Genomic DNA, 18,609 nt, shown 5'->3' with positions numbered 1-18,609 from the left:
GGGAACACAACTGAAATGCCTTGCTTAAAACCGCCTTTTCGCCCATAATAGTACAAATTTTTGTCCGTCTAAAAGTGCGGTCGAAAATTTATCCGTTTTTGTTAGGGCAGACTTAATGCGGATGTGTTGGAAAATAGTCGTAAGACATTAATACCTAACAAGTTTTATGTAATTAAATCACCGATTCGGCAAAGTTTTTGATTATTGCCGACATCATCAATGCACCCAGCTGGATGACCGTCGCGAAGACGGGCGGAAGCGACAAACACGAGGTCGATGGTGACGTGAGCGCAAACAGGATGCGAAACGGGCGGCAATTCGTTAAGACGAAGATTCGCCGGTATTTGCAGTCCGCAGATACGCAAAGTGCGGTCGGATTTAATTGAATTTTGACAAAAATAAAAAATAACAGAGAAATTTTTACAAATGAAAAGAATGTTAATTAATGCGACTCAAAAAGAAGAGTTGCGTGTAGCGTTGGTCGACGGCCAGCATTTATTTGATTTGGATATCGAAAGTCCGGGTCATGAGCAGAAAAAAGCCAATATCTACAAAGGCCGTATTACCCGCGTAGAACCGAGTCTTGAGGCTGCATTCGTAGACTACGGCGCCGAACGTCACGGTTTTCTGCCGTTAAAAGAAATTGCCCGCGAATATTTTCCGGCTGATTACGTTTATAACGGACGCCCGAACATCAAAGATGTGATTAAAGAGGGGCAGGAAGTCATTGTTCAGGTGAACAAAGAAGAACGCGGCAATAAAGGTGCGGCGTTAACGACTTTTGTTTCCCTGGCCGGTAGTTATTTGGTCATTATGCCGAATAATCCTCGTGCGGGCGGGATTTCCCGTCGTATCGAAGGCGACGAACGTATTGAGTTAAAAGAAGCGTTAAGTTCGTTAGACGTACCGGAAGGCGTGGGTTTAATCGTTCGTACGGCAGGCGTGGGTAAATCATCGGAAGAATTGCAGTGGGACTTGAAAGTGTTACTGCATCACTGGGAAGCCATCAAACAGGTTTCGGAAAACCGTCCGGCACCGTTCCTGATTCATCAGGAAAGTGATGTTATTGTCCGTGCTATCCGCGATTATTTGCGGCGCGACATCGGCGAAATTTTAGTGGACAGCCCGAAAATTTACGAAAAAGCGAAAGCACATATCAAACTTGTGCGTCCGGATTTCATTAACCGAATTAAGCTTTATCAGGGTGAAGTACCTTTATTCAGCCATTATCAAATCGAATCTCAGATTGAATCGGCGTTCCAGCGGGAAGTTCGTTTGCCTTCCGGCGGTTCTATCGTAATTGACGCCACCGAAGCGTTGATTGCCATCGATATTAATTCCGCACGCTCAACCCGCGGCGGCGATATTGAAGAAACCGCATTAAATACCAACCTTGAAGCGGCGGATGAAATCGCCCGTCAGCTACGTTTACGCGACTTAGGCGGTTTAGTGGTGATTGATTTCATCGATATGACGCCGGTTCGCCACCAACGAGAGGTGGAAAATCGTATGCGTGAAGCGGTTCGTCAGGATAGAGCCCGTATTCAGATTAGCCGTATTTCCCGTTTCGGTTTGCTGGAAATGTCACGCCAGCGTTTAAGTCCGTCGTTAGGCGAATCTTCCAGCCATATTTGTCCGCGTTGCCAAGGAACGGGTAAAGTACGCGATAACGAAAGTTTATCACTTTCTATTTTACGTTTGATTGAAGAAGAGGCGCTGAAAGAAAACAGTAAACAGGTACAATGCATCGTACCGGTTCAAATCGCTTCTTACTTGCTGAATGAGAAACGTAAGGCTATTCGCAGCATTGAAAAACGTCATAATGTAGATATTGTAGTCGCGCCGAATGAAGCGATGGAAACGCCTCATTTCAGCGTTTTCCGTTTACGTGACGGCGAAGAAGCGAATGTTTTAAGTTATCACCTGCCAAAATTACATGAAGTGCAAGAAGATGTGTTTGTTGCGGAAGAAAGTCTGATTTCCCGCAATATCGAAACGGCGGCGGTAACGGCAGAAAATATGGCGGAAAGCGCGGTCTTGTCTATGACTATTCCCGAAGCCGCGCCGGTTATCGAAGCTAAAAAAGAAGCGGAATCGTCTTTATTTGCGCGCATTGTTGCGGCCATTAAGAAGTTATTTACGACGGCGCCGGAAGCGGAAAAAGTCGAAGAACAACCGGTTGTCACCCGTAATAACCGTAATAATCGTCGTGAACGTAATAATGAACGCAATAACGAACGCCGTAATAGTCGTCGTTCACGAGCGGAACGTAATACGGCGAGAAATAACGATACCGCAGCGGAAAAGCCGGAAACTCCGTCACGCAACGAGCGTTCGAATGAACGTAATAATCGACGTAACGCCCGCCGTGCCGCTTTGACGGATGAGACGTCGGCAAATGCGGGAACAGCGGAAGCCGTTGAGACGTCCGAAGAAAAATCACCTGCGCCCCGTCAACCGAGAGAACGCCGCGAACGTCGCGATTTGCGTAAAAAAGTCCGTGTCAGCAATGAAACGGTAGAGCAACAGGCGGTCGAAGAGGTTTCTGCCGTAGCGGAAGAAACGGTAACGGAACAGCCGTCTTCAGAATCGCCGCGTCGTGAACGCAGCGAACGTAATTCCCGTCGAATGCCGCGCCATTTACGTACCAATAATTCACGTCGTCGCCGTAACGAGGTCTCATCCATGCCGTTGTTCGCCGCCGTGGCTTCGCCGGAATTGGCAAGCGGTAAAGTCTGGATTGATTCGAATACGACATCGCAAAAAACGAAAGAATCGAATTTCCTATCGGTAGATGAATTGTTGGAACAACAAACGCAAAATGATGAAGTAGAAGTCAGTACGCCGGCTTCCTCTATCGTAGAAAAAGCGGAAAATAATGCGCAGCCTTTAGGCTTGGTCAGCCAACCTGCAAATGAAGCGGTGGAGAAAAAAGTACAGGAATCTCTTGAGCGTTTGAATGAGGAACAGCGTGTTCTCGAACAGCAAGCGAAAGCTTCCTCCGTTGCTGAAGCGGCGGTAGAGAAAGAAAACGTTATTCCCGAGAAAAAGGTGAATGAACCGGAAATCTCCGTGAAAAACGGACAGAAATTTGACCGCACTTACCGTTTTAACGGTCGGTTAGGTACGATTTCCGCCGTACGGCACACCAAAGCGGATATGACTTTGGCGAAGGCCGATAATGAAGTGAATGTTCCGTTTGACATTGTGGAATGGAAAGACAGCCGTTACTATTTCCACGGTAAAGGCTCGGCGGGTCATCACAGTGCCATCAGCCATGTGTTCAGCGAACCCACGAAGGCTGAGGCTAAGTAGGGTTTCACTAATGTAATAATAAAAAGATCTGACTTTCGGGTTAGATCTTTTTTATTGAATTTTTAAATGTCGGCTTAGCGGCGAAATTTCTGATAAAGAATGGTGATAAGCAGTACCGCTGTCAATATCGAATAAACAACCGGCATTAATTCAATACTTTTGGTCGCGAGAAAATAATGAATAACGGCAAAAATTAATGAAAAATAGACCAGTTTATGCATTGTCAGCCAGTTTTTTCCCAAGATGCGGTGGATGAAGGGAATAAGACTAATCGGTACGATACACAAAATCAGCAAACTGAGCAGCCCTAAAATCAAATAAGTCCGTCGGCTGATTTCGTGAAAGAAAAGCGGTAGGTCGCCTCCCAGTTCAAGCAGCAAATAAGATAACAGATGTAACAGCGCATAAAATATCGCCCATGATCCCAAAGGGCGGTGCAGTATAGCTAATGAAGGTTGTTGCCACAATATAATCAGGCTACGTAACAAAAAAACGGCAAGTAAAATACTGATTGCCGTAAATCCCAAGAAGTGTTGAATTTCTTTTATAGGATCGGCGCCCAAACTTGCGTCGTCTCGGTATAGCACAAAACTTAGCCATAAGGCGGGCGATAAACAAAGCAGATGAATAAGCGGTCGTAGAAAAAATAGCATTAAAAATTCACCTTTAAATCCAATCCCTTATATAAATGAGCCACTTCCTTTTCGTAACCGTTAAAAGGTAATGTCGGCTGACGCTTAACGGTAAATAAACCGCCGGAACCGATAATCCGCTCACTTGCTTGCGACCAACGAGGATGATCTACTTCAGGGTTAACATTGGCATAGAATCCGTATTCGTGCGGGGTAAGCTGATTCCACGTGGTAACCGGTTGTCGTTCGGTTAAGCGGATTTTGACAATGGATTTGATACTTTTAAAGCCATATTTCCACGGTACGACAAGACGAATCGGAGCGCCGTTTTGCGGTGTTAAGGTTTTACCGTATAAACCTACCGATAAAATGGTTAACGGATTCATTGCTTCGGCAAGGGTCAACCCTTCTTTATAAGGGTAATCCAAACCGCCGCCGAATAGCGTGTTTTTTTGTCCGGGCATATTGGCAGGATCGTACAGGGTTTCGAACGCCACATATTTGGCTTTGCCCGTCGGTTTGGCTTTTTCCAATAATCGGCTTAATTCAAAGCCAATCCACGGCACAATCATCGACCAGGCTTCCACGCAGCGCAAACGGTAGATACGTTCTTCTAAAGGAAATGCGAGTAATTGCGCGAGCGTAAATATCATGGGATTTTCCACTTCACCGCTGACTTCGATCGTCCAAGGTTCCGTTTTCAGCGTTGAAGCGAATTTTGCCGGCGATGCTTTATCCACTCCGAATTCATAATAGTTATTATAGCCGATAACTTTGTTTTCCGGTGTCAGAATTAAATCCGGTTTGTTATCCGCTTTAAAGGAAAGTGCGGTGCGTTTTTCTTCCGTTTTTTTCGCTGCCGCCAAATTCGGAAAAGCAGCAGCGGCACTTAGAACGCTCATACCCTGAATAATTTTCCGTCTTTGTATAAACAGTTTTTCCGGAGTGACATCCGTTTTGGTAAATTTGTTCATGTAGTACCTCTGCCGCTTTTAGTTTATTTCATGTTTTCTGATTTCATATCGGATTTCATATCAGACTTCATATCGGCTTTCATATCAGACTTCATATCAGACTTCATATCGGCTTTCATATCGGATTTCATCATTTTATCCTGTTGCATACAGTTCGCATCCGTTTTATCCTTACAGTCGGAAGCCATATTGTCTGCCTGAACCTGAAATGCACACAGCGCCAATGTGGATAATGTTAAGGTTTTTAATACGGTAAGTTTAACCATTTTTCTTCTCCTTTGAAGTTTTTGCTGGAATAACCGGAACAGTTGTTCATATGTATGTCAGTCTGTTTATGAATAAACCGTTCCGTTTGAATATGAAAATAAGCTATTTTCATGTCTATTAGTCGGATGACAAGTCCGTTTATTACAAAAAATTTTGCTTCAGGGAAAATAAAATGAGCAAAAACATGAAAAATCAGCGTATTTATAGCGAACAGATTGAAGAAATCCGCCGGCAAATGATGAAATTCGCTCGGTTACAGCTGCAAAATTCGGCGGTAGCGGAAGATTTAGTACAGGAAGCCTTTACCGACGCATTAAAAAATATCGATAGTTTTCAACGAAAGTCGGCGTTAAAAACCTGGATTTTTGCGATCTTAAAAAACAAAATTCTGGATTATTTTCGTTATAAGGAAAGATTTGTTTTAGCCGGTGATCTTGCATTTGATGATGATAATTCGCCGAATACTTTTTTTGACGAAAAAGGGCATTGGAAGGCGGAATATTATCCGAATATACCCGAAGTATTGGAGGAAACGGAAAATGCCGTATATTCCGAGGAATTTTGGCTGATTTTGGAAGTTTGTTTGGTTCATTTACCGGCAAAACAGGCGAGGGTGTTTATGATGCGGGAATTTCTCGAACTCAGTACGCAGGAAATTTGTAATAAAGTACGGATTACGGCGGAACATTTCCATGTATTGATGTATCGGGCACGTTTGCAGTTGCAGCGTTGCCTATCGGTAAAACTGCATGATGACTGAAAGGATGACAGAATGATGAAGTTAAATTGTTTATCCACCACTAAAGCCATTTCCGATGCCAGAGAGCGTAAACTGAGCTTGCCGGAAAGGGCGGGAATGCTTGCGCATTTGCTTTATTGTCCGTATTGTCGGACATTTAAAATGCAATGTGAAAATATGAGCCGTTTGATGCGGACATTTAAGACAATGGAAAAAACGAGTGAAAAATAGACCGCACTTTTGCGGGAATCGATGCGAAAAGCCCGTGATTTGCCACGGGCTTTAATGTTTTTAAGCGAAATTATTTCACTTCTTTAAACATAATTTCATCCGGAATGACAGAACCCTGCCAGTAAAGCTCGCTTGCCACTTTTTGTGCTAACTGCAAATAAGCCTGACGGATTTCTTCATTGGAACCGGAAACTACGGTTGGGACGCCTTTGTCCAAATCTTCACGCAGACAAATATGCAACGGTAATTGTCCCAATACTTTCGAACCGTATTTTTGTGCAATTTTTTCTGCGCCGCCGGTTCCGAAAATCGGTTCATGATGTCCGCAGTTAGAACAAATGTGTATCGACATGTTTTCCACAATACCTAAAACCGGCACGGATACTTTTTGGAACATAGCGATGCCTTTTACCGCATCCAGCAAGGCGATGTCCTGCGGCGTAGTGACTACCACGGCGCCGGTCACCGGAATTTGTTGGGAAAGCGTTAACTGAATATCGCCCGTGCCCGGCGGCATATCGATAACCAAATAATCCAGTTCGCTCCATAAGGTTTCGTTTAATAACTGGCTGAGTGCACTGCTTGCCATCGGTCCGCGCCAAATGGTCGCGTTATCCGCTTCCATTAAATAGCCGATAGAATTGGTTTGTAATCCCTGTACGACGATTGGATTGATATGCTGATTATCCGGTGAAGTCGGACGTTGATCCGTCGCACCCAGCATGTGCGGAATAGAAGGTCCGTAAATATCCGCATCTAAAATGCCTACTTTTGCACCTTGCGCCTGTAAAGCCAATGCCAGATTTACTGTGGTAGTGGATTTCCCTACGCCGCCTTTGCCGGAGGTGACGGCAATAATATTTTTAACGCCTTTCACCGCAGGGTGATTATTGGCACGTTTCAGGGTCGCGATTTGATAAGTTAGCAGCCATTTGATTTCTTTTGCGCCAGCGACGGCGAGTAACGCGTCCGATAATTCGGTTTTACATTGTTCGAAAGCGGAATTCCAGGCGAAAGGCATCTGTAATTCGATACGCAGCGTATCGCCGCCTTTTTCGATTTTTTTGACCGCACTTAGTACGATTAAATCCTGCTGTAAACTGGGATGTTTGAAATTTTTAATGATCTCGACAAGTTTTGTTTGTTGTTCAGCCGAAAAAGTCGGCGAAAATTGAATGGTCATAATATTTCCTAAAAGTCAGAGTAGATTTCCCGACTATTTAACCACGACAGGCCGATTCTGTTAAGTGAAAATACGGTTCAAGTAGAAAAAATACCGTGCTTAAGGTAAAATCACCACAATTTTCACAGCAGATTTAAGGTGATAAAAAGAATGTCAAAAGCAAACCGTCAAATTCTTGTTACGTGTGCGTTGCCGTATGCAAACGGTCCGATTCATTTAGGTCATATGCTTGAACATATTCAGGCGGATATTTGGGTACGCTTTCAACGTATGCGCGGTCATGAAATCTATTTTGTGTGTGCCGATGATGCACACGGCACGCCGATTATGCTGAAAGCCGATCAAATGGGCATTGCGCCGGAACAATTGATTGCCGACGTCCAAAAAAGCCATTATGCGGATTTTTGCGGCTTTAACATCAGTTTCGATAACTACCATTCCACGCACAGCGAAGAAAACCGTGAATTTTCCGAAATGATTTATAATCGATTGAAAGAAAACGGTTTTATTAAAACCCGTGCCATCTCCCAGCTGTTTGACCCGGAAAAATCCATGTTTCTGCCTGATCGTTTCGTGAAAGGTACTTGTCCGAAATGTAAAGCGGAAGATCAGTACGGCGATAATTGCGAAGTCTGTTCCGCAACATACAGCCCGACGGAATTGATTGCCCCTCGTTCCGTGGTATCCGGGGCGACGCCGATTATCAAAGAAAGCGAACATTTTTTCTTTGATTTACCGAGTTTTGAGGCGATGCTAAAACAATGGAATCGTTCCGGCGCATTGCAATCGGAAGTGGCGAACAAAATGCAAGAGTGGTTTGATGCCGGCTTGCAACAATGGGATATTTCCCGCGACGCACCGTATTTCGGTTTTAAAATTCCGGGTACGGAAAACAAATATTTCTACGTCTGGTTGGACGCGCCGATCGGTTATATGGCGTCCTTCAAAAACTTATGTAACCGCCAAAATATCGACTTTGATCGATTCTGGAACAAAGACAGTCAGGCGGAACTTTATCACTTCATCGGCAAAGATATCATGTATTTCCACAGTCTGTTTTGGCCGGCAATGTTGGAAGGGGCGGATTTACGCAAGCCGAGCAATATTTTCGTACACGGTTATGTGACGGTAAACGGTGAAAAAATGTCCAAATCCCGCGGTACCTTTATTCAGGCGGCAACCTATCTGAAACATTTGGATCCGGAGTGCCTGCGTTACTATTATGCGGCAAAACTCAGCAACCGTATTGATGATTTGGATTTGAATCTGGAAGATTTCGTACAACGGGTTAATACCGATTTAGTCAATAAACTGGTGAATTTAGCGTCGCGTAACGCCGGGTTTATTCAAAAGCGCTTTGCCGGTAAATTAGCGGATAAATTGGATGATGAAGCCTTATTCAACGAATTTATCGCACAATCGGCACAAATCGCCGCATATTATGAAAATCGAGAGTTCGGCAAAGCTGTGCGGGAAATTATGGCATTAACCGATAAAGCCAACAAATATGTAGACGAAAAAGCACCTTGGGTGATAGCCAAAGAACAAGGTCGCGAGACCGAATTGCAGCGGGTTTGTTCCATGGGCATTCAACTGTTCCGCGTATTAATGGGCTATTTGAAACCGGTCTTGCCTAAATTGGCGGAACGTTCGGAAGCCTTCTTACAGGCGGAATTAACTTGGGATAATTTAACGCAACCGTTATTAGATCACGAAATTGCGCCGTTTAAAGCATTGTTCAGCCGGGTCGATAGTAAACAAATCGAAGCGATGATTGAAGCGTCTAAAGCGGAAAACGCAGCGGTGAATTCATCTCCGAAGGCTGAAAAAACAGCGAAAAAAACGACCGCACTTGAAAGTGAATTCGAACCGCTGGAAGCGGAAATCAGCATTGACGATTTTGCCAAAATGGATTTACGGGTGGCAAAAGTGATCAGTTGCGAAGCGGTGCCGGAAAGTAAAAAATTGCTGAAATTCCAGTTGGATCTCGGTTTTGAAACCCGCCAGGTTTTATCAGGCATTAAAGCCGCTTACGGAAACCCTGAAGAGTTGATGGGACGTTTTGTAATCATGGTGGCAAATCTTGCACCCCGTAAAATGAAATTCGGTATGTCGGAAGGCATGATTTTGTCTGCCGGCAGCGGCGGCGAGGATTTATTCCTGTTGGATGTAGACGCTGGCGTCAAAGCGGGCAGCCGGGTAAAATAAGCTAAAACGTTGAAATTTATAACCGCACTTAAGTTTTATAACAAAAGTGCGGTTATTTTTTTGTTTGTTTTTAAGGAAGGTTCCGATAATCAGAATAATAAAAAGCCCATCGGTTGATGAGCTTCAGAAAAATTATCGGATTATTGTTTAAACGGATCTTGCAGAATCATGGTTTCCACCCGGTCCGGACCGGTGGAAAGAATCGCTACCGGCACACCGGTGACTTGTTCGATACGTTTCACATAATTGTGAACCGCCGCCGGCAATTTATTGTAATCGGTGACGCCAAAAGTGTTTTCTTTCCAGCCCGGCATGCTTTCATACACGGGTTCTACGCCTTCCCAGTCTTTAGCGGAAAGCGGAGCGTAATCCACCACTTCGCCGCTCGGTAATTTATAGCCGACACAGATTTTCACTTCGTCAAAGCCGTCCAATACGTCTAATTTGGTCATGCAGAAACCGGAAATCGAATTGACTTGGATTGCACGACGGATGGCGACCGCGTCAAACCAACCGCAACGACGGGGACGACCTGTTACCGCACCGAATTCATTACCTTTACGGGCGATTTCAGCCCCTGTTTCATCAAATAATTCCGTTGTGAACGGACCTCCGCCCACACGGGTACAGTAAGCTTTAATAATACCCAGCACATAATCGATATTGCGCGGACCGAATCCCGCCCCGGTCGCCACACCGCCGGCGGTGGTGTTGGAACTGGTGACGAACGGATAGGTTCCGTGGTCGATATCCAGCATGGCACCTTGTGCACCTTCGAATAGGATGTTGTCGCCGTTTTTACGGGCGGTATCTAAAATCGTGCTGATATCGGCGACCATACCTAAAATAATATCGGCGATCGCCATCACATCATCTAAGGTTTTTTGATAGTCCACAGGTTCGGCTTTGTAGTACTGAACTAATTGAAAATTGTAATAATCCAGTACGTTTTTTAATTTCGCCGCAAATTTTTCTTTGTTGAATAAATCGCTGACGCGCAAACCGCGGCGGGCGACTTTATCTTCGTAAGCCGGACCGATACCGCGACCGGTGGTACCGATTTTGTTGTTACCCAGCGCGGCTTCACGAGCGTGATCCATGGCAACGTGATAAGGCATAATTAGCGGGCAGGCTTCGGAGATCAGCAGACGTTCGCGTACGTTAATACCACGGCTTTCCAATTCACCCATTTCCTGCATTAAAGCGGACGGGGATAGCACCACGCCGTTACCGATCAAACAAGTGACGTTGTTGTGCAGAATACCGCTCGGAATCAAACGTAATACGGTTTTTTCACCGTTAATAATTAAGGTGTGCCCCGCATTGTGACCCCCTTGGTAACGCACGACATATTTGACCCGATCGGTTAATAAATCAACGATTTTTCCTTTGCCTTCGTCGCCCCATTGAGCGCCGAGGACTACCACACTTTTACCCATAATTTTGTCCTGTTGTGTTTGAAAAATAACGCAGGTTACTTTACCTTTTTTTGCTTGAAATCTCAACGTTAAAGCCGGAATTATTTCACGTCAATTATGCGTGGGTAACCGATTGCGATGTGCAAAGTGCGGTCGATTTCGACGACGTTTTGCCGATTTTCCATAAAGAAGCGCGAAGTCATCGTCTTTTCGCCCCGATTCAGAAATATTTCGCATACGGAACGGTCGAAAAAAATCTCGACTTGCTGAAGATTTTCGATTTCGCAATAACGTTGTGCGCCGAATTTTTTCATTTCATCCGTCTGCTCCGTTTGCGAACGGTCAAGACAAAGCAGGTTGCCGTCGTAAGACAGAGTGAGGTTTTGCTGTTTAGCGTTAGTGAAGAAATTCAGACGAAACGGCTGATTTTCCGCATTAAATTTCAGATATGCGCGATCCAGATTGTGAATTTCCGCTTTGCCCGTCAGGCTGACAGATTCAAGTGCGGTCAGATTTTGATAAATTTCCCGTACCGGTTGTTGATATAAGCGGTTATTTTCTACCCGAAGTTCCCGCGGCAAAGTAATCATGGAATGCCATTTGTATTTATCCGTCGGATAAGTTAAATCCGGCAAGCCGATCCACGCCAGTAAGATTGTACGAGCCGCCGTATTGGCAAAGGTTTGCGGCGCATAAAAGTCAAAACCTTGATCCAATTCCGCAATCCGTTCGGCTTGGAAAGTTAAACCGTCCAGTCGCCCCAAAGCATAGGCAGCATGGTAATTATTCTGAAACCGATAGGATTCGCGGATTTTGCCTTGCGGCGACCAAATAAACAGATCGCGATTGTCGATTTTCAATAAATCGGGACATTCCCACATAAATACATTTTGATTATTGAAGGCGGGCAGTTGCAGTTCACCCAATAATTGCGGCTTGTCCTCAAGATTCTCCATTTCAAACAGCAGGGCGGTGCCGCTCATATTTTCCCGTTGTGCGCCGCAAATAAAGCGAATTTTTCCATCAGATGCAAAAAACGGTTTCGGATCGCGAAAATGTTCGGTGTAACCTGCGGGCGAATTTTTCAGTAAAGGACGTTTCCCGAGTAAATTTCCCGCTTTGTCGAAAAGGGCTAAATTCTGAAACGGCACACGTTGATTATCGCTTGGGCGACGCGTGTTGCCGGTATAAAAACAGGCGATTTTATCACCGGCCAACAGTGCGCCGCCGGAATAACAACCGTGGCTTTCGAACAATTCGTCGGGAATAAGATCCTGTGCTTGGCGGTAATGAATAAAATCCGTCGTGGTGTAATGCTTCCAATGCTTCATGCCGTGTAAGGCACCGAAAGGAAACCATTGGTAAAATACATGATATTTTTCGCCGTCCCAGATTAAACCGTTGGGATCGTTTAATAAGCCGGTCGGGGCGGCAAGGTGATAAACAGGGCGAAAATTCCGGTCGTTTTCCACCGTATTTTTTATGCTTTCCAGTTCACCGGCTTGCGCCGCATGTAAGGATTTGTATTTGCCGTTATTGAAAATTATCATAAATAACCCTTCGGGCTGTCGGCCCGCTAAATATCGCACGTAAAAAGACAGGCTCGACAAGCCCGTCCGGGAATTAATCCGTCAAAAATTCGGCCAGTTGCCGCTGATTCGGCAAGGCGGACATGGCGCCTTTCGCCGTACAGGCTAATGCGCCGCAGGCGTTGGCCTGGCGGATGATGGTTTTAAGTTTTTCCGTATTTGTTTGCCAGTCCGGACGTAATGCCAGTCCTGCCAGCAGGCCGCCCACAAAGGCGTCGCCGGCACCGGTGGTATCCATCGGTTTTAGGGCTTTTCCGCTCACAATTTCACGCTGACCGTTTAAATGGAACAAGGCACCGTCTTTACCCATTGTCACGATGATCAGTTTTTCCGGATAAAGTGCGGTCAGTTTTTCGAAAGATTTTTCAAGGCTGTCGGTGCGGGTGAGCAGCGTTAATTCTTCTTCGGAGAATTTCAGCACATCGGCGAGCGCGACGGCTTGCATGACCACATCGATCATTTCCGCCTGCGATTGCCACAAGCTTTCGCGCAGATTCGGATCGAAGGAAACTTTTCCGCCCGCCGCTTTGATATTTTTCATCGCGGCAAAAGTTGCCGTGCGGGTCGGTTCGTTAATCAACGCGATAGAACAGCAATGCAGCCATTCACCGGCTTGAAACGGCGGCAAATCGGAATCCGTTAAAAACTGATCCGCACTCGGATTCACCATAAAGGTAAAACTGCGTTCGCCGTTATCCAAGCCGACCACGACCGTTGAGGTGCGATGGTCGGGATCGAGGTACATAAAATCCGTATTTACGTTTTCTGCCTTCAGCGTTTGTTGCATGAATTCACCAAGGGGATCTTTCCCCACTCGGCCGATAAATGCACTCGGCACGCCTAAGCGAGCCACACCTACGGCGACATTGGCGGGCGCACCGCCCGCGCATTTTAAATAATGTCGCTCACCGTCAGGGATTAAATCCACCACCGCGTCGCCAAGAACCCAGATTTTGTTAGCCATAAATATTCCCCTAAAAACAGATAAAAAAATGACCGCACTTTTCATATTTTAGGGAGAAAGTGCGGTCGAATTTTGTTTTATTTTACAGTAATGCGGGCAAATTTTCGTTTACCGACCTGATAAACGAAGGTGCCTTGCTGTGCATTCTGACGAACGTCTTCCACTTTTTCACCGTCGATTTTCACGCCGCCTTGTTGCGCGGAACGAATGGCTTCGGAGGTGGAGGTGACAAGACCGGCTTCTTTTAATAGGGTGGCTAAACCGATTTCGCCTTCAAAGGTGAATTCCGGCATTTCGTCCGGCATTGCGCCTTTTTGGAAACGGTTGATAAATTCCTGTTCCGCCGCCTCTGCCGCCGCTTGATCATGGAATCGGGCGATTAATTCTTTCGCCAGTAAGATTTTTACATCGCGCGGATTTTTGCCGGCTTGTACATCCGCTTTTAACTGGTTGATTTCACTTAACGGGCGGAAGGACAGCAGATTATACCAATCCCACATTAAATCGTCGGAAATAGACATGACTTTACCGAACATCTCGTTTGGCGCGTCTGTGACACCGATGTAGTTGCCTAAGGATTTAGACATTTTTTTCTCGCCGTCTAAGCCGACCAGCAACGGTAATGTGATGGCGACCTGCGGTTTTTTACCGGCGGATTTTTGCAGTTCGCGTCCGACAAGTAAGTTAAATTTTTGGTCGGTACCGCCCAGTTCGACGTCCGCCTCCAAAGCTACGGAATCGTAACCTTGCAGTAACGGATAAATAAATTCGTGGATAGCGATAGGTTGCTGATTAGTAAAGCGTTTTTTGAAATCGTCACGTTCCAGCATACGGGCAACGGTATAGTTGGATGTCAAGCGAATCATCCCTTCCGTGCCTAATTGACCCAACCATTCGGAGTTGAAGACAATTCGGGTTTTTTGCGGGTCTAAGATTTTGAAAATCTGTTGTTTATAGGTTTCGGCATTGCGCAATACGTCTTCGCGACTGAGCGGCGGGCGGGTGGTGTTTTTACCGGACGGGTCGCCTACCATACCGGTGAAGTCGCCGATAAGGAAAATCACTTCGTGACCGAAGTTCTGGAACTGACGTAATTTGTTTAATACGACGGTGTGACCAAGATGAATATCCGGTGCGGTAGGGTCGGCCCCGAGTTTCACTTTTAACGGACGGTTTTCTTTTAATTTTTCAATTAAATCCGCTTCGGACAAAATCTCATCAACGCCGCGCTTTAGTTCCGCGAGAACGGTATTCAAATCGGTCATGTGTTTTCCTAATGAAGTTAAAAATAATTAGGAGGTTATTATAGTGAATATTGAGGAAATGAAAAGACTTAAAGCGGATCCGTTAAATTTTAAATAAGAAAAAGGCGTTTCCTTGTGGGGAGAGAAACGCCGAAAGTTGGAGTGATTATCTATTATTGTTTGAATGGAGTGCATGATAATCGTTCTCAAATAGAATGTCAATACTAAATGCAAATAATTCTCAATTATTTTATCAAGGGCGTCTTAAATGGCATTGAATGTAAAAGAATATAGATGGATATCTTAATTGACAGGATAAAAGTGCGGTCGGATTTTGTCGGGTTTGTTAGGAATGACGCGCTTAAGCGTAACCTCAAAGCGCGCGATTTACAGCGGAATGCGGTATGGAAATACCGGTTATTTTTTGTTTTGTGTAAGGACGGGTAAACTTTGTTCGGCCAAATATCGCCGTTTTTTGACCGCACTTTTGTCGCCGTCAGGCGATTTAAAAGGATTCTTTTTTGATTAGCGATAATAAGAACAGCGCGGCTGAACAAATGACCACCGACGGACCGGCGGCAGTGTTGTAAAAAGCGGACAAAATTAAGCCCATGGAAACCGTCAGCATACTGATGATGACGGCGAACCCCGCCATCATTTCCGGTGTGCGGGCAAAGCGTCTGGCGGTCGCGGCGGGAATGATTAACAGTGAAGTAATAATTAATGCGCCGACGAATTTCATGCTGAGAGCGATGGTTAAGGCGGTGAGAATCATTAAAATAAAGCGCATACGGCGGATATTAATGCCTTCGACTTGCGCCAGTTCCGGACTTACCGTGGTGGAAATTAACGGTTTCCACAAATAAATCAGCACGCTGAGTACTGTTATGACACCGACGGATATAAACCCTAGATCTTCAAAAGTCACGGCAAGCAAATCACCGAATAAATATCCCATTAAGTCTACGCGTACGTTTTGCAACAATCCGACGGTGACGACACCGAGCGACAGGCAGCTGTGGGCAATAATGCCGAGAATAGTATCGACGGAATATTGGGTGTTGCTTTCCAGCCATACCATGACGACGGCGAGCATGACGGTCAGTATTAAAATAGCGAGATAAGGATTGATGTCCAGAAAAATACCTAACGCTACGCCAAGCAGGGCGGAGTGGGCGAGAGTATCGCCGAAATATGCCATTTTTCGCCATACGACGAAGGCTCCGAGCGGTGCCGTAATGAAAGAGAGTAAAATCCCGGTTAACCAAGCGGGAAGTAGAATTTCTAACATGCTGATTCTCGATTATTTTTTCACTGTCATATGCTGCGAACAGGATTGATTTCCCAAACAACAGACATCACCGTGCATATTATGACGGTGATTATGATGGTGGGTGTAAAATGCTACGTTTTTGGAATATTGATCGCCGAAATGCTGGATAAATGTCGGATCATTCGATACGGTTTCGGGCGTTCCCGCACAGCAAATATGCCGGTTGATACAAACAACTTCGTTAGTGTCCGCCATTACGATATGCAGATCGTGAGAGACCATTAATATGGCGCAATTTAAGTTTTCTCTGGCTTGATGGATAAGTTGATAGAGTTCCGCTTGTCCGTTAATATCCACGCCTTGGGTGGGTTCGTCCAATACCAGTAAATTCGGCTTATTTAACATGGCGCGAGCCAGTAGTACCCGTTGCATTTCGCCGCCCGAAAGTTTCTGCATGGCGCTTTGCGCCAAATGCGATATGGACAAATGCTCCAGTGCATTTTTAATGTCTGCAGGGCGGACGTCTTTTTTTAGGGATAAAAATTTTTGCACGGTGAGCGGCAGGCTGTGATTAAGATGAATTTTTTGCGGTACGTAACCGATACGCAGATTTTTATTGTATTTGACCGAGCCGGTTGTAGGCGGCTGCAGTTTAAGCAGAACCTTCAGTAGGGTAGATTTTCCTGCTCCGTTAGGACCGACAATGGTAATTACCGTATTGGGGAAAATCTGTAAGTTGATGTTCTGTAAGGCGATCTTTTGTCCAAAAATAACACTGATATTATCCAGTTCAACCAAAGGAACACGAATAGCGCTGATTTTCATAATACGACCCAATTACAAACAAGAAACGTGTAAGAATAACTCATTTATTGACAGATGAAAAGTTTTGTTGTCCTATAACGAACGCTGATTATTTGTTCATTTAAATAACGGGGGATTCATGTATAATGAATCTTTCCGTTTTTCCAGTGTCTCAAGACGCACAAATTCAGTTAGTTTTTTTAGGATCACCCCGTGACTCAGCATGTCAAATTAGCCCGAGATAGACGCAGAAGAAAATCGCGTATTAAAGCGTTGATTTTCTTCTGCGCCGTCGTGTGTATTGTTGCGGGCGGGATTTTGAGCCTGAAAGATACGGTGGAACATAAATCGGAACAAACGGCGGAAGAAATAGCCTATCACACCTTACAAAATGAAACGGCGGATAAAGAAAGCCGTGCAATGCCGAATAAAGAAGAGAGCGAAGCTACATCTTACGATGACGAATTGTCCGATAAAGATGATGAAGTGGATGAAATTAAAATTAATCCCAATGATTTTGATTTAAGCGAACCTTTACCGGAAGAGGCTCAAAATGTCGTGGATAATTTATTGGATGCGATTGATCAGGCAAAACGGATTACCGATCAATTTAATCACAGTGTGGCGCGCGGCGACACGTTAAAAGACGTATTGGAATTATCCGGTCTGGAAGACGACACCAGTAAAAAATTAATTGCCAGTTATCCCGAATTAAAACATTTGAAGGCGGGACAACAGGTCTATTGGATCCTGGATAACAATAATGATTTGGAATATTTAAACTGGTTGGTTTCCGAAAAAGAAGAACGTGTATATGAACGTCGAGACGACGGAAAATTTGCTCGTCAGATTATTGAGAAAAAAAGCGTTTGGAAGAAAGAGGTGTTACGGGGACATATATCTACTTCTTTCCGTGCCGGTTTGAGAAGTCTGGGATTGGACGGACGCCAAATAAACCAGTTAACCACGGCGCTTCAATGGCAATTTAGTATGAAAAAGCTGCAAAAAGGCGATAATTTTGCCATCTTGATTTCGCGCGAATATTTAGGAGACAAACTGACCGGGCAAGGTAATGTAGAAGCTATTCATATTAAGAGTCAGAATAGGAGCTATTATGCCATTCAGGCGGAAAACGGGCGTTATTATAATCGTCAGGGGGAAACGCTGGGTAAAGGTTTTTCCCGTTATCCGCTTCAACGTCAAGCGCGGGTTTCTTCACCGTTTAATCCGCAACGACGTCACCCGGTGACAAAGCGTATTCGTCCGCATAAAGGTGTGGATTTCGCTTTACCGGTGGGAACGCCGGTGATTGCGCCTGCCGACGCTATTGTGGAAAAAGTGGCTTATCAAGCGGGTGGTGCCGGTCGTTATATCGTATTGCGCCACGGACGTGAATATCAAACCGTTTACATGCACTTGAGTAAACCGCTTGTGCGGGCGGGGCAGTCCGTAAAACGAGGTGAACGTATTGCGTTGTCCGGTAACACCGGAATTTCGACCGGCGCTCATTTGCATTATGAATTCCATATTAACGGCCGTCCGGTGAATCCGCTGACGGTGAAACTACCGGGAATCAATAACGCTATGCGGGATTCGGAACGTAAGGTTTTCCTGGCGCGAGCCAAATCGGTGGAACGCCAGCTTAAATTCTGAGTTTTCGCATGACGGACTAAAAAAGTGCGGTGAAAAATCACGAAGATTTCCACCGCACTTTTCATACTTCACATCATAATCTCAACGTGCTAACATGAATATAGGAATTATTCGT

General features: G+C 45.2%; 15 protein-coding genes. 5 read left to right on the top strand and 10 right to left on the bottom strand.

Annotation, left to right across the window (positions count from 1 at the left end; genetic code table 11):
* The first annotated feature begins 426 nt into the window (after nt 1–426).
* Nucleotides 427–3,315 carry a ribonuclease E gene (rne, locus tag ASUC_RS09515; protein WP_012073566.1) on the top strand — a complete coding sequence of 963 codons (2,889 nt, stop codon included), beginning with the start codon at nt 427–429 and terminating at the stop codon, nt 3,313–3,315.
* A 74-nt stretch (nt 3,316–3,389) separates the two neighbouring features.
* Here rne and ASUC_RS09510 read toward each other — a convergent pair whose 3' ends face one another.
* From ASUC_RS09510 to ASUC_RS09500, 3 genes are read right to left on the bottom strand one after another with little or no spacing between them, the layout of a single operon-like run.
* Nucleotides 3,390–3,968 carry a protein-methionine-sulfoxide reductase heme-binding subunit MsrQ gene (locus ASUC_RS09510; RefSeq protein ID WP_012073565.1) on the bottom strand — a complete coding sequence of 193 codons (579 nt, stop codon included), beginning with the start codon at nt 3,966–3,968 and terminating at the stop codon, nt 3,390–3,392.
* Entirely contained in the window at nt 3,968–4,921 is a 954-nt protein-coding gene (gene msrP / locus ASUC_RS09505; protein ID WP_012073564.1) for a protein-methionine-sulfoxide reductase catalytic subunit MsrP, read from the bottom strand. Before msrP ends, ASUC_RS09510 begins: the two co-directional genes overlap by 1 nt.
* A gap of 23 nt (nt 4,922–4,944) precedes the next feature.
* On the bottom strand, nt 4,945–5,187 hold the full coding sequence (locus tag ASUC_RS09500) for a hypothetical protein (protein WP_012073563.1): 243 nt from the start codon (nt 5,185–5,187) through the stop codon (nt 4,945–4,947).
* 173 nt (nt 5,188–5,360) lie between these two features.
* Here ASUC_RS09500 and ASUC_RS09495 point away from each other — a divergent pair, with 173 nt between their 5' ends.
* Nucleotides 5,361–5,948 carry a sigma-70 family RNA polymerase sigma factor gene (locus tag ASUC_RS09495; protein ID WP_012073562.1) on the top strand — a complete coding sequence of 196 codons (588 nt, stop codon included), beginning with the start codon at nt 5,361–5,363 and terminating at the stop codon, nt 5,946–5,948.
* 12 nt (nt 5,949–5,960) lie between these two features.
* Nucleotides 5,961–6,158, top strand: coding sequence for an anti-sigma factor family protein (locus ASUC_RS09490; protein ID WP_012073561.1), 198 nt, complete (start codon nt 5,961–5,963; stop codon nt 6,156–6,158).
* A 70-nt stretch (nt 6,159–6,228) separates the two neighbouring features.
* Here ASUC_RS09490 and apbC read toward each other — a convergent pair whose 3' ends face one another.
* The gene (gene apbC, locus ASUC_RS09485) at nt 6,229–7,341 is read right to left on the bottom strand and encodes an iron-sulfur cluster carrier protein ApbC (RefSeq protein WP_012073560.1); all 1,113 of its coding nucleotides are present in this window, start codon (nt 7,339–7,341) and stop codon (nt 6,229–6,231) included.
* 150 nt (nt 7,342–7,491) lie between these two features.
* On the opposite strand from apbC, the gene metG reads away from it, so the two are divergent.
* Nucleotides 7,492–9,549 carry a methionine--tRNA ligase gene (gene metG / locus ASUC_RS09480; protein ID WP_012073559.1) on the top strand — a complete coding sequence of 686 codons (2,058 nt, stop codon included), beginning with the start codon at nt 7,492–7,494 and terminating at the stop codon, nt 9,547–9,549.
* A gap of 140 nt (nt 9,550–9,689) precedes the next feature.
* On the opposite strand, the gene ASUC_RS09475 is transcribed toward metG, so the two are convergent.
* The 6 genes from ASUC_RS09475 to znuC form a co-directional block, all read right to left on the bottom strand.
* Nucleotides 9,690–10,988 carry an adenylosuccinate synthase gene (locus tag ASUC_RS09475; protein WP_012073558.1) on the bottom strand — a complete coding sequence of 433 codons (1,299 nt, stop codon included), beginning with the start codon at nt 10,986–10,988 and terminating at the stop codon, nt 9,690–9,692.
* Between the two features lie 80 nt (nt 10,989–11,068).
* Nucleotides 11,069–12,517, bottom strand: a complete 1,449-nt coding sequence (locus ASUC_RS09470; protein WP_012073557.1) for a glycoside hydrolase family 32 protein — start codon at nt 12,515–12,517, stop codon at nt 11,069–11,071.
* A 73-nt stretch (nt 12,518–12,590) separates the two neighbouring features.
* Entirely contained in the window at nt 12,591–13,520 is a 930-nt protein-coding gene (locus ASUC_RS09465; protein WP_012073556.1) for an aminoimidazole riboside kinase, read from the bottom strand.
* 77 nt (nt 13,521–13,597) lie between these two features.
* Complete coding sequence (tyrS, locus tag ASUC_RS09460; RefSeq protein WP_012073555.1) at nt 13,598–14,785, bottom strand: tyrosine--tRNA ligase; 1,188 nt, start codon at nt 14,783–14,785, stop codon at nt 13,598–13,600.
* A gap of 484 nt (nt 14,786–15,269) precedes the next feature.
* Nucleotides 15,270–16,055, bottom strand: coding sequence for a zinc ABC transporter permease subunit ZnuB (gene znuB, locus ASUC_RS09455; protein WP_012073554.1), 786 nt, complete (start codon nt 16,053–16,055; stop codon nt 15,270–15,272).
* 12 nt (nt 16,056–16,067) lie between these two features.
* Nucleotides 16,068–16,862, bottom strand: coding sequence for a zinc ABC transporter ATP-binding protein ZnuC (znuC, locus tag ASUC_RS09450; protein WP_012073553.1), 795 nt, complete (start codon nt 16,860–16,862; stop codon nt 16,068–16,070).
* Nucleotides 16,863–17,054: 192 nt separating this feature from the next.
* On the opposite strand from znuC, the gene mepM reads away from it, so the two are divergent.
* On the top strand, nt 17,055–18,494 hold the full coding sequence (gene mepM, locus ASUC_RS09445; protein WP_012073552.1) for a murein DD-endopeptidase MepM: 1,440 nt from the start codon (nt 17,055–17,057) through the stop codon (nt 18,492–18,494).
* The last annotated feature ends 115 nt before the right edge of the window (nt 18,495–18,609 follow it).

Source organism: Actinobacillus succinogenes 130Z (assembly GCF_000017245.1).
Taxonomy (GTDB): Bacteria; Pseudomonadota; Gammaproteobacteria; order Enterobacterales; family Pasteurellaceae; genus Exercitatus; species Exercitatus succinogenes.
Note: the sequence above shows the minus strand (reverse complement) of the source record. Positions and strands in the feature narration are given on the sequence as shown.

Coding starts and splice junctions, on each gene's coding strand:
- rne (WP_012073566.1), top strand. CDS start 427: ATGAAAAGAATGTTAATTAATGCGACTCAAAAAGAAGAGTTGCGTGTA.
- ASUC_RS09510 (WP_012073565.1), bottom strand. CDS start 3,968: ATGCTATTTTTTCTACGACCGCTTATTCATCTGCTTTGTTTATCGCCC.
- msrP (WP_012073564.1), bottom strand. CDS start 4,921: ATGAACAAATTTACCAAAACGGATGTCACTCCGGAAAAACTGTTTATA.
- ASUC_RS09500 (WP_012073563.1), bottom strand. CDS start 5,187: ATGGTTAAACTTACCGTATTAAAAACCTTAACATTATCCACATTGGCG.
- ASUC_RS09495 (WP_012073562.1), top strand. CDS start 5,361: ATGAGCAAAAACATGAAAAATCAGCGTATTTATAGCGAACAGATTGAA.
- ASUC_RS09490 (WP_012073561.1), top strand. CDS start 5,961: ATGATGAAGTTAAATTGTTTATCCACCACTAAAGCCATTTCCGATGCC.
- apbC (WP_012073560.1), bottom strand. CDS start 7,341: ATGACCATTCAATTTTCGCCGACTTTTTCGGCTGAACAACAAACAAAA.
- metG (WP_012073559.1), top strand. CDS start 7,492: ATGTCAAAAGCAAACCGTCAAATTCTTGTTACGTGTGCGTTGCCGTAT.
- ASUC_RS09475 (WP_012073558.1), bottom strand. CDS start 10,988: ATGGGTAAAAGTGTGGTAGTCCTCGGCGCTCAATGGGGCGACGAAGGC.
- ASUC_RS09470 (WP_012073557.1), bottom strand. CDS start 12,517: ATGATAATTTTCAATAACGGCAAATACAAATCCTTACATGCGGCGCAA.
- ASUC_RS09465 (WP_012073556.1), bottom strand. CDS start 13,520: ATGGCTAACAAAATCTGGGTTCTTGGCGACGCGGTGGTGGATTTAATC.
- tyrS (WP_012073555.1), bottom strand. CDS start 14,785: ATGACCGATTTGAATACCGTTCTCGCGGAACTAAAGCGCGGCGTTGAT.
- znuB (WP_012073554.1), bottom strand. CDS start 16,055: ATGTTAGAAATTCTACTTCCCGCTTGGTTAACCGGGATTTTACTCTCT.
- znuC (WP_012073553.1), bottom strand. CDS start 16,862: ATGAAAATCAGCGCTATTCGTGTTCCTTTGGTTGAACTGGATAATATC.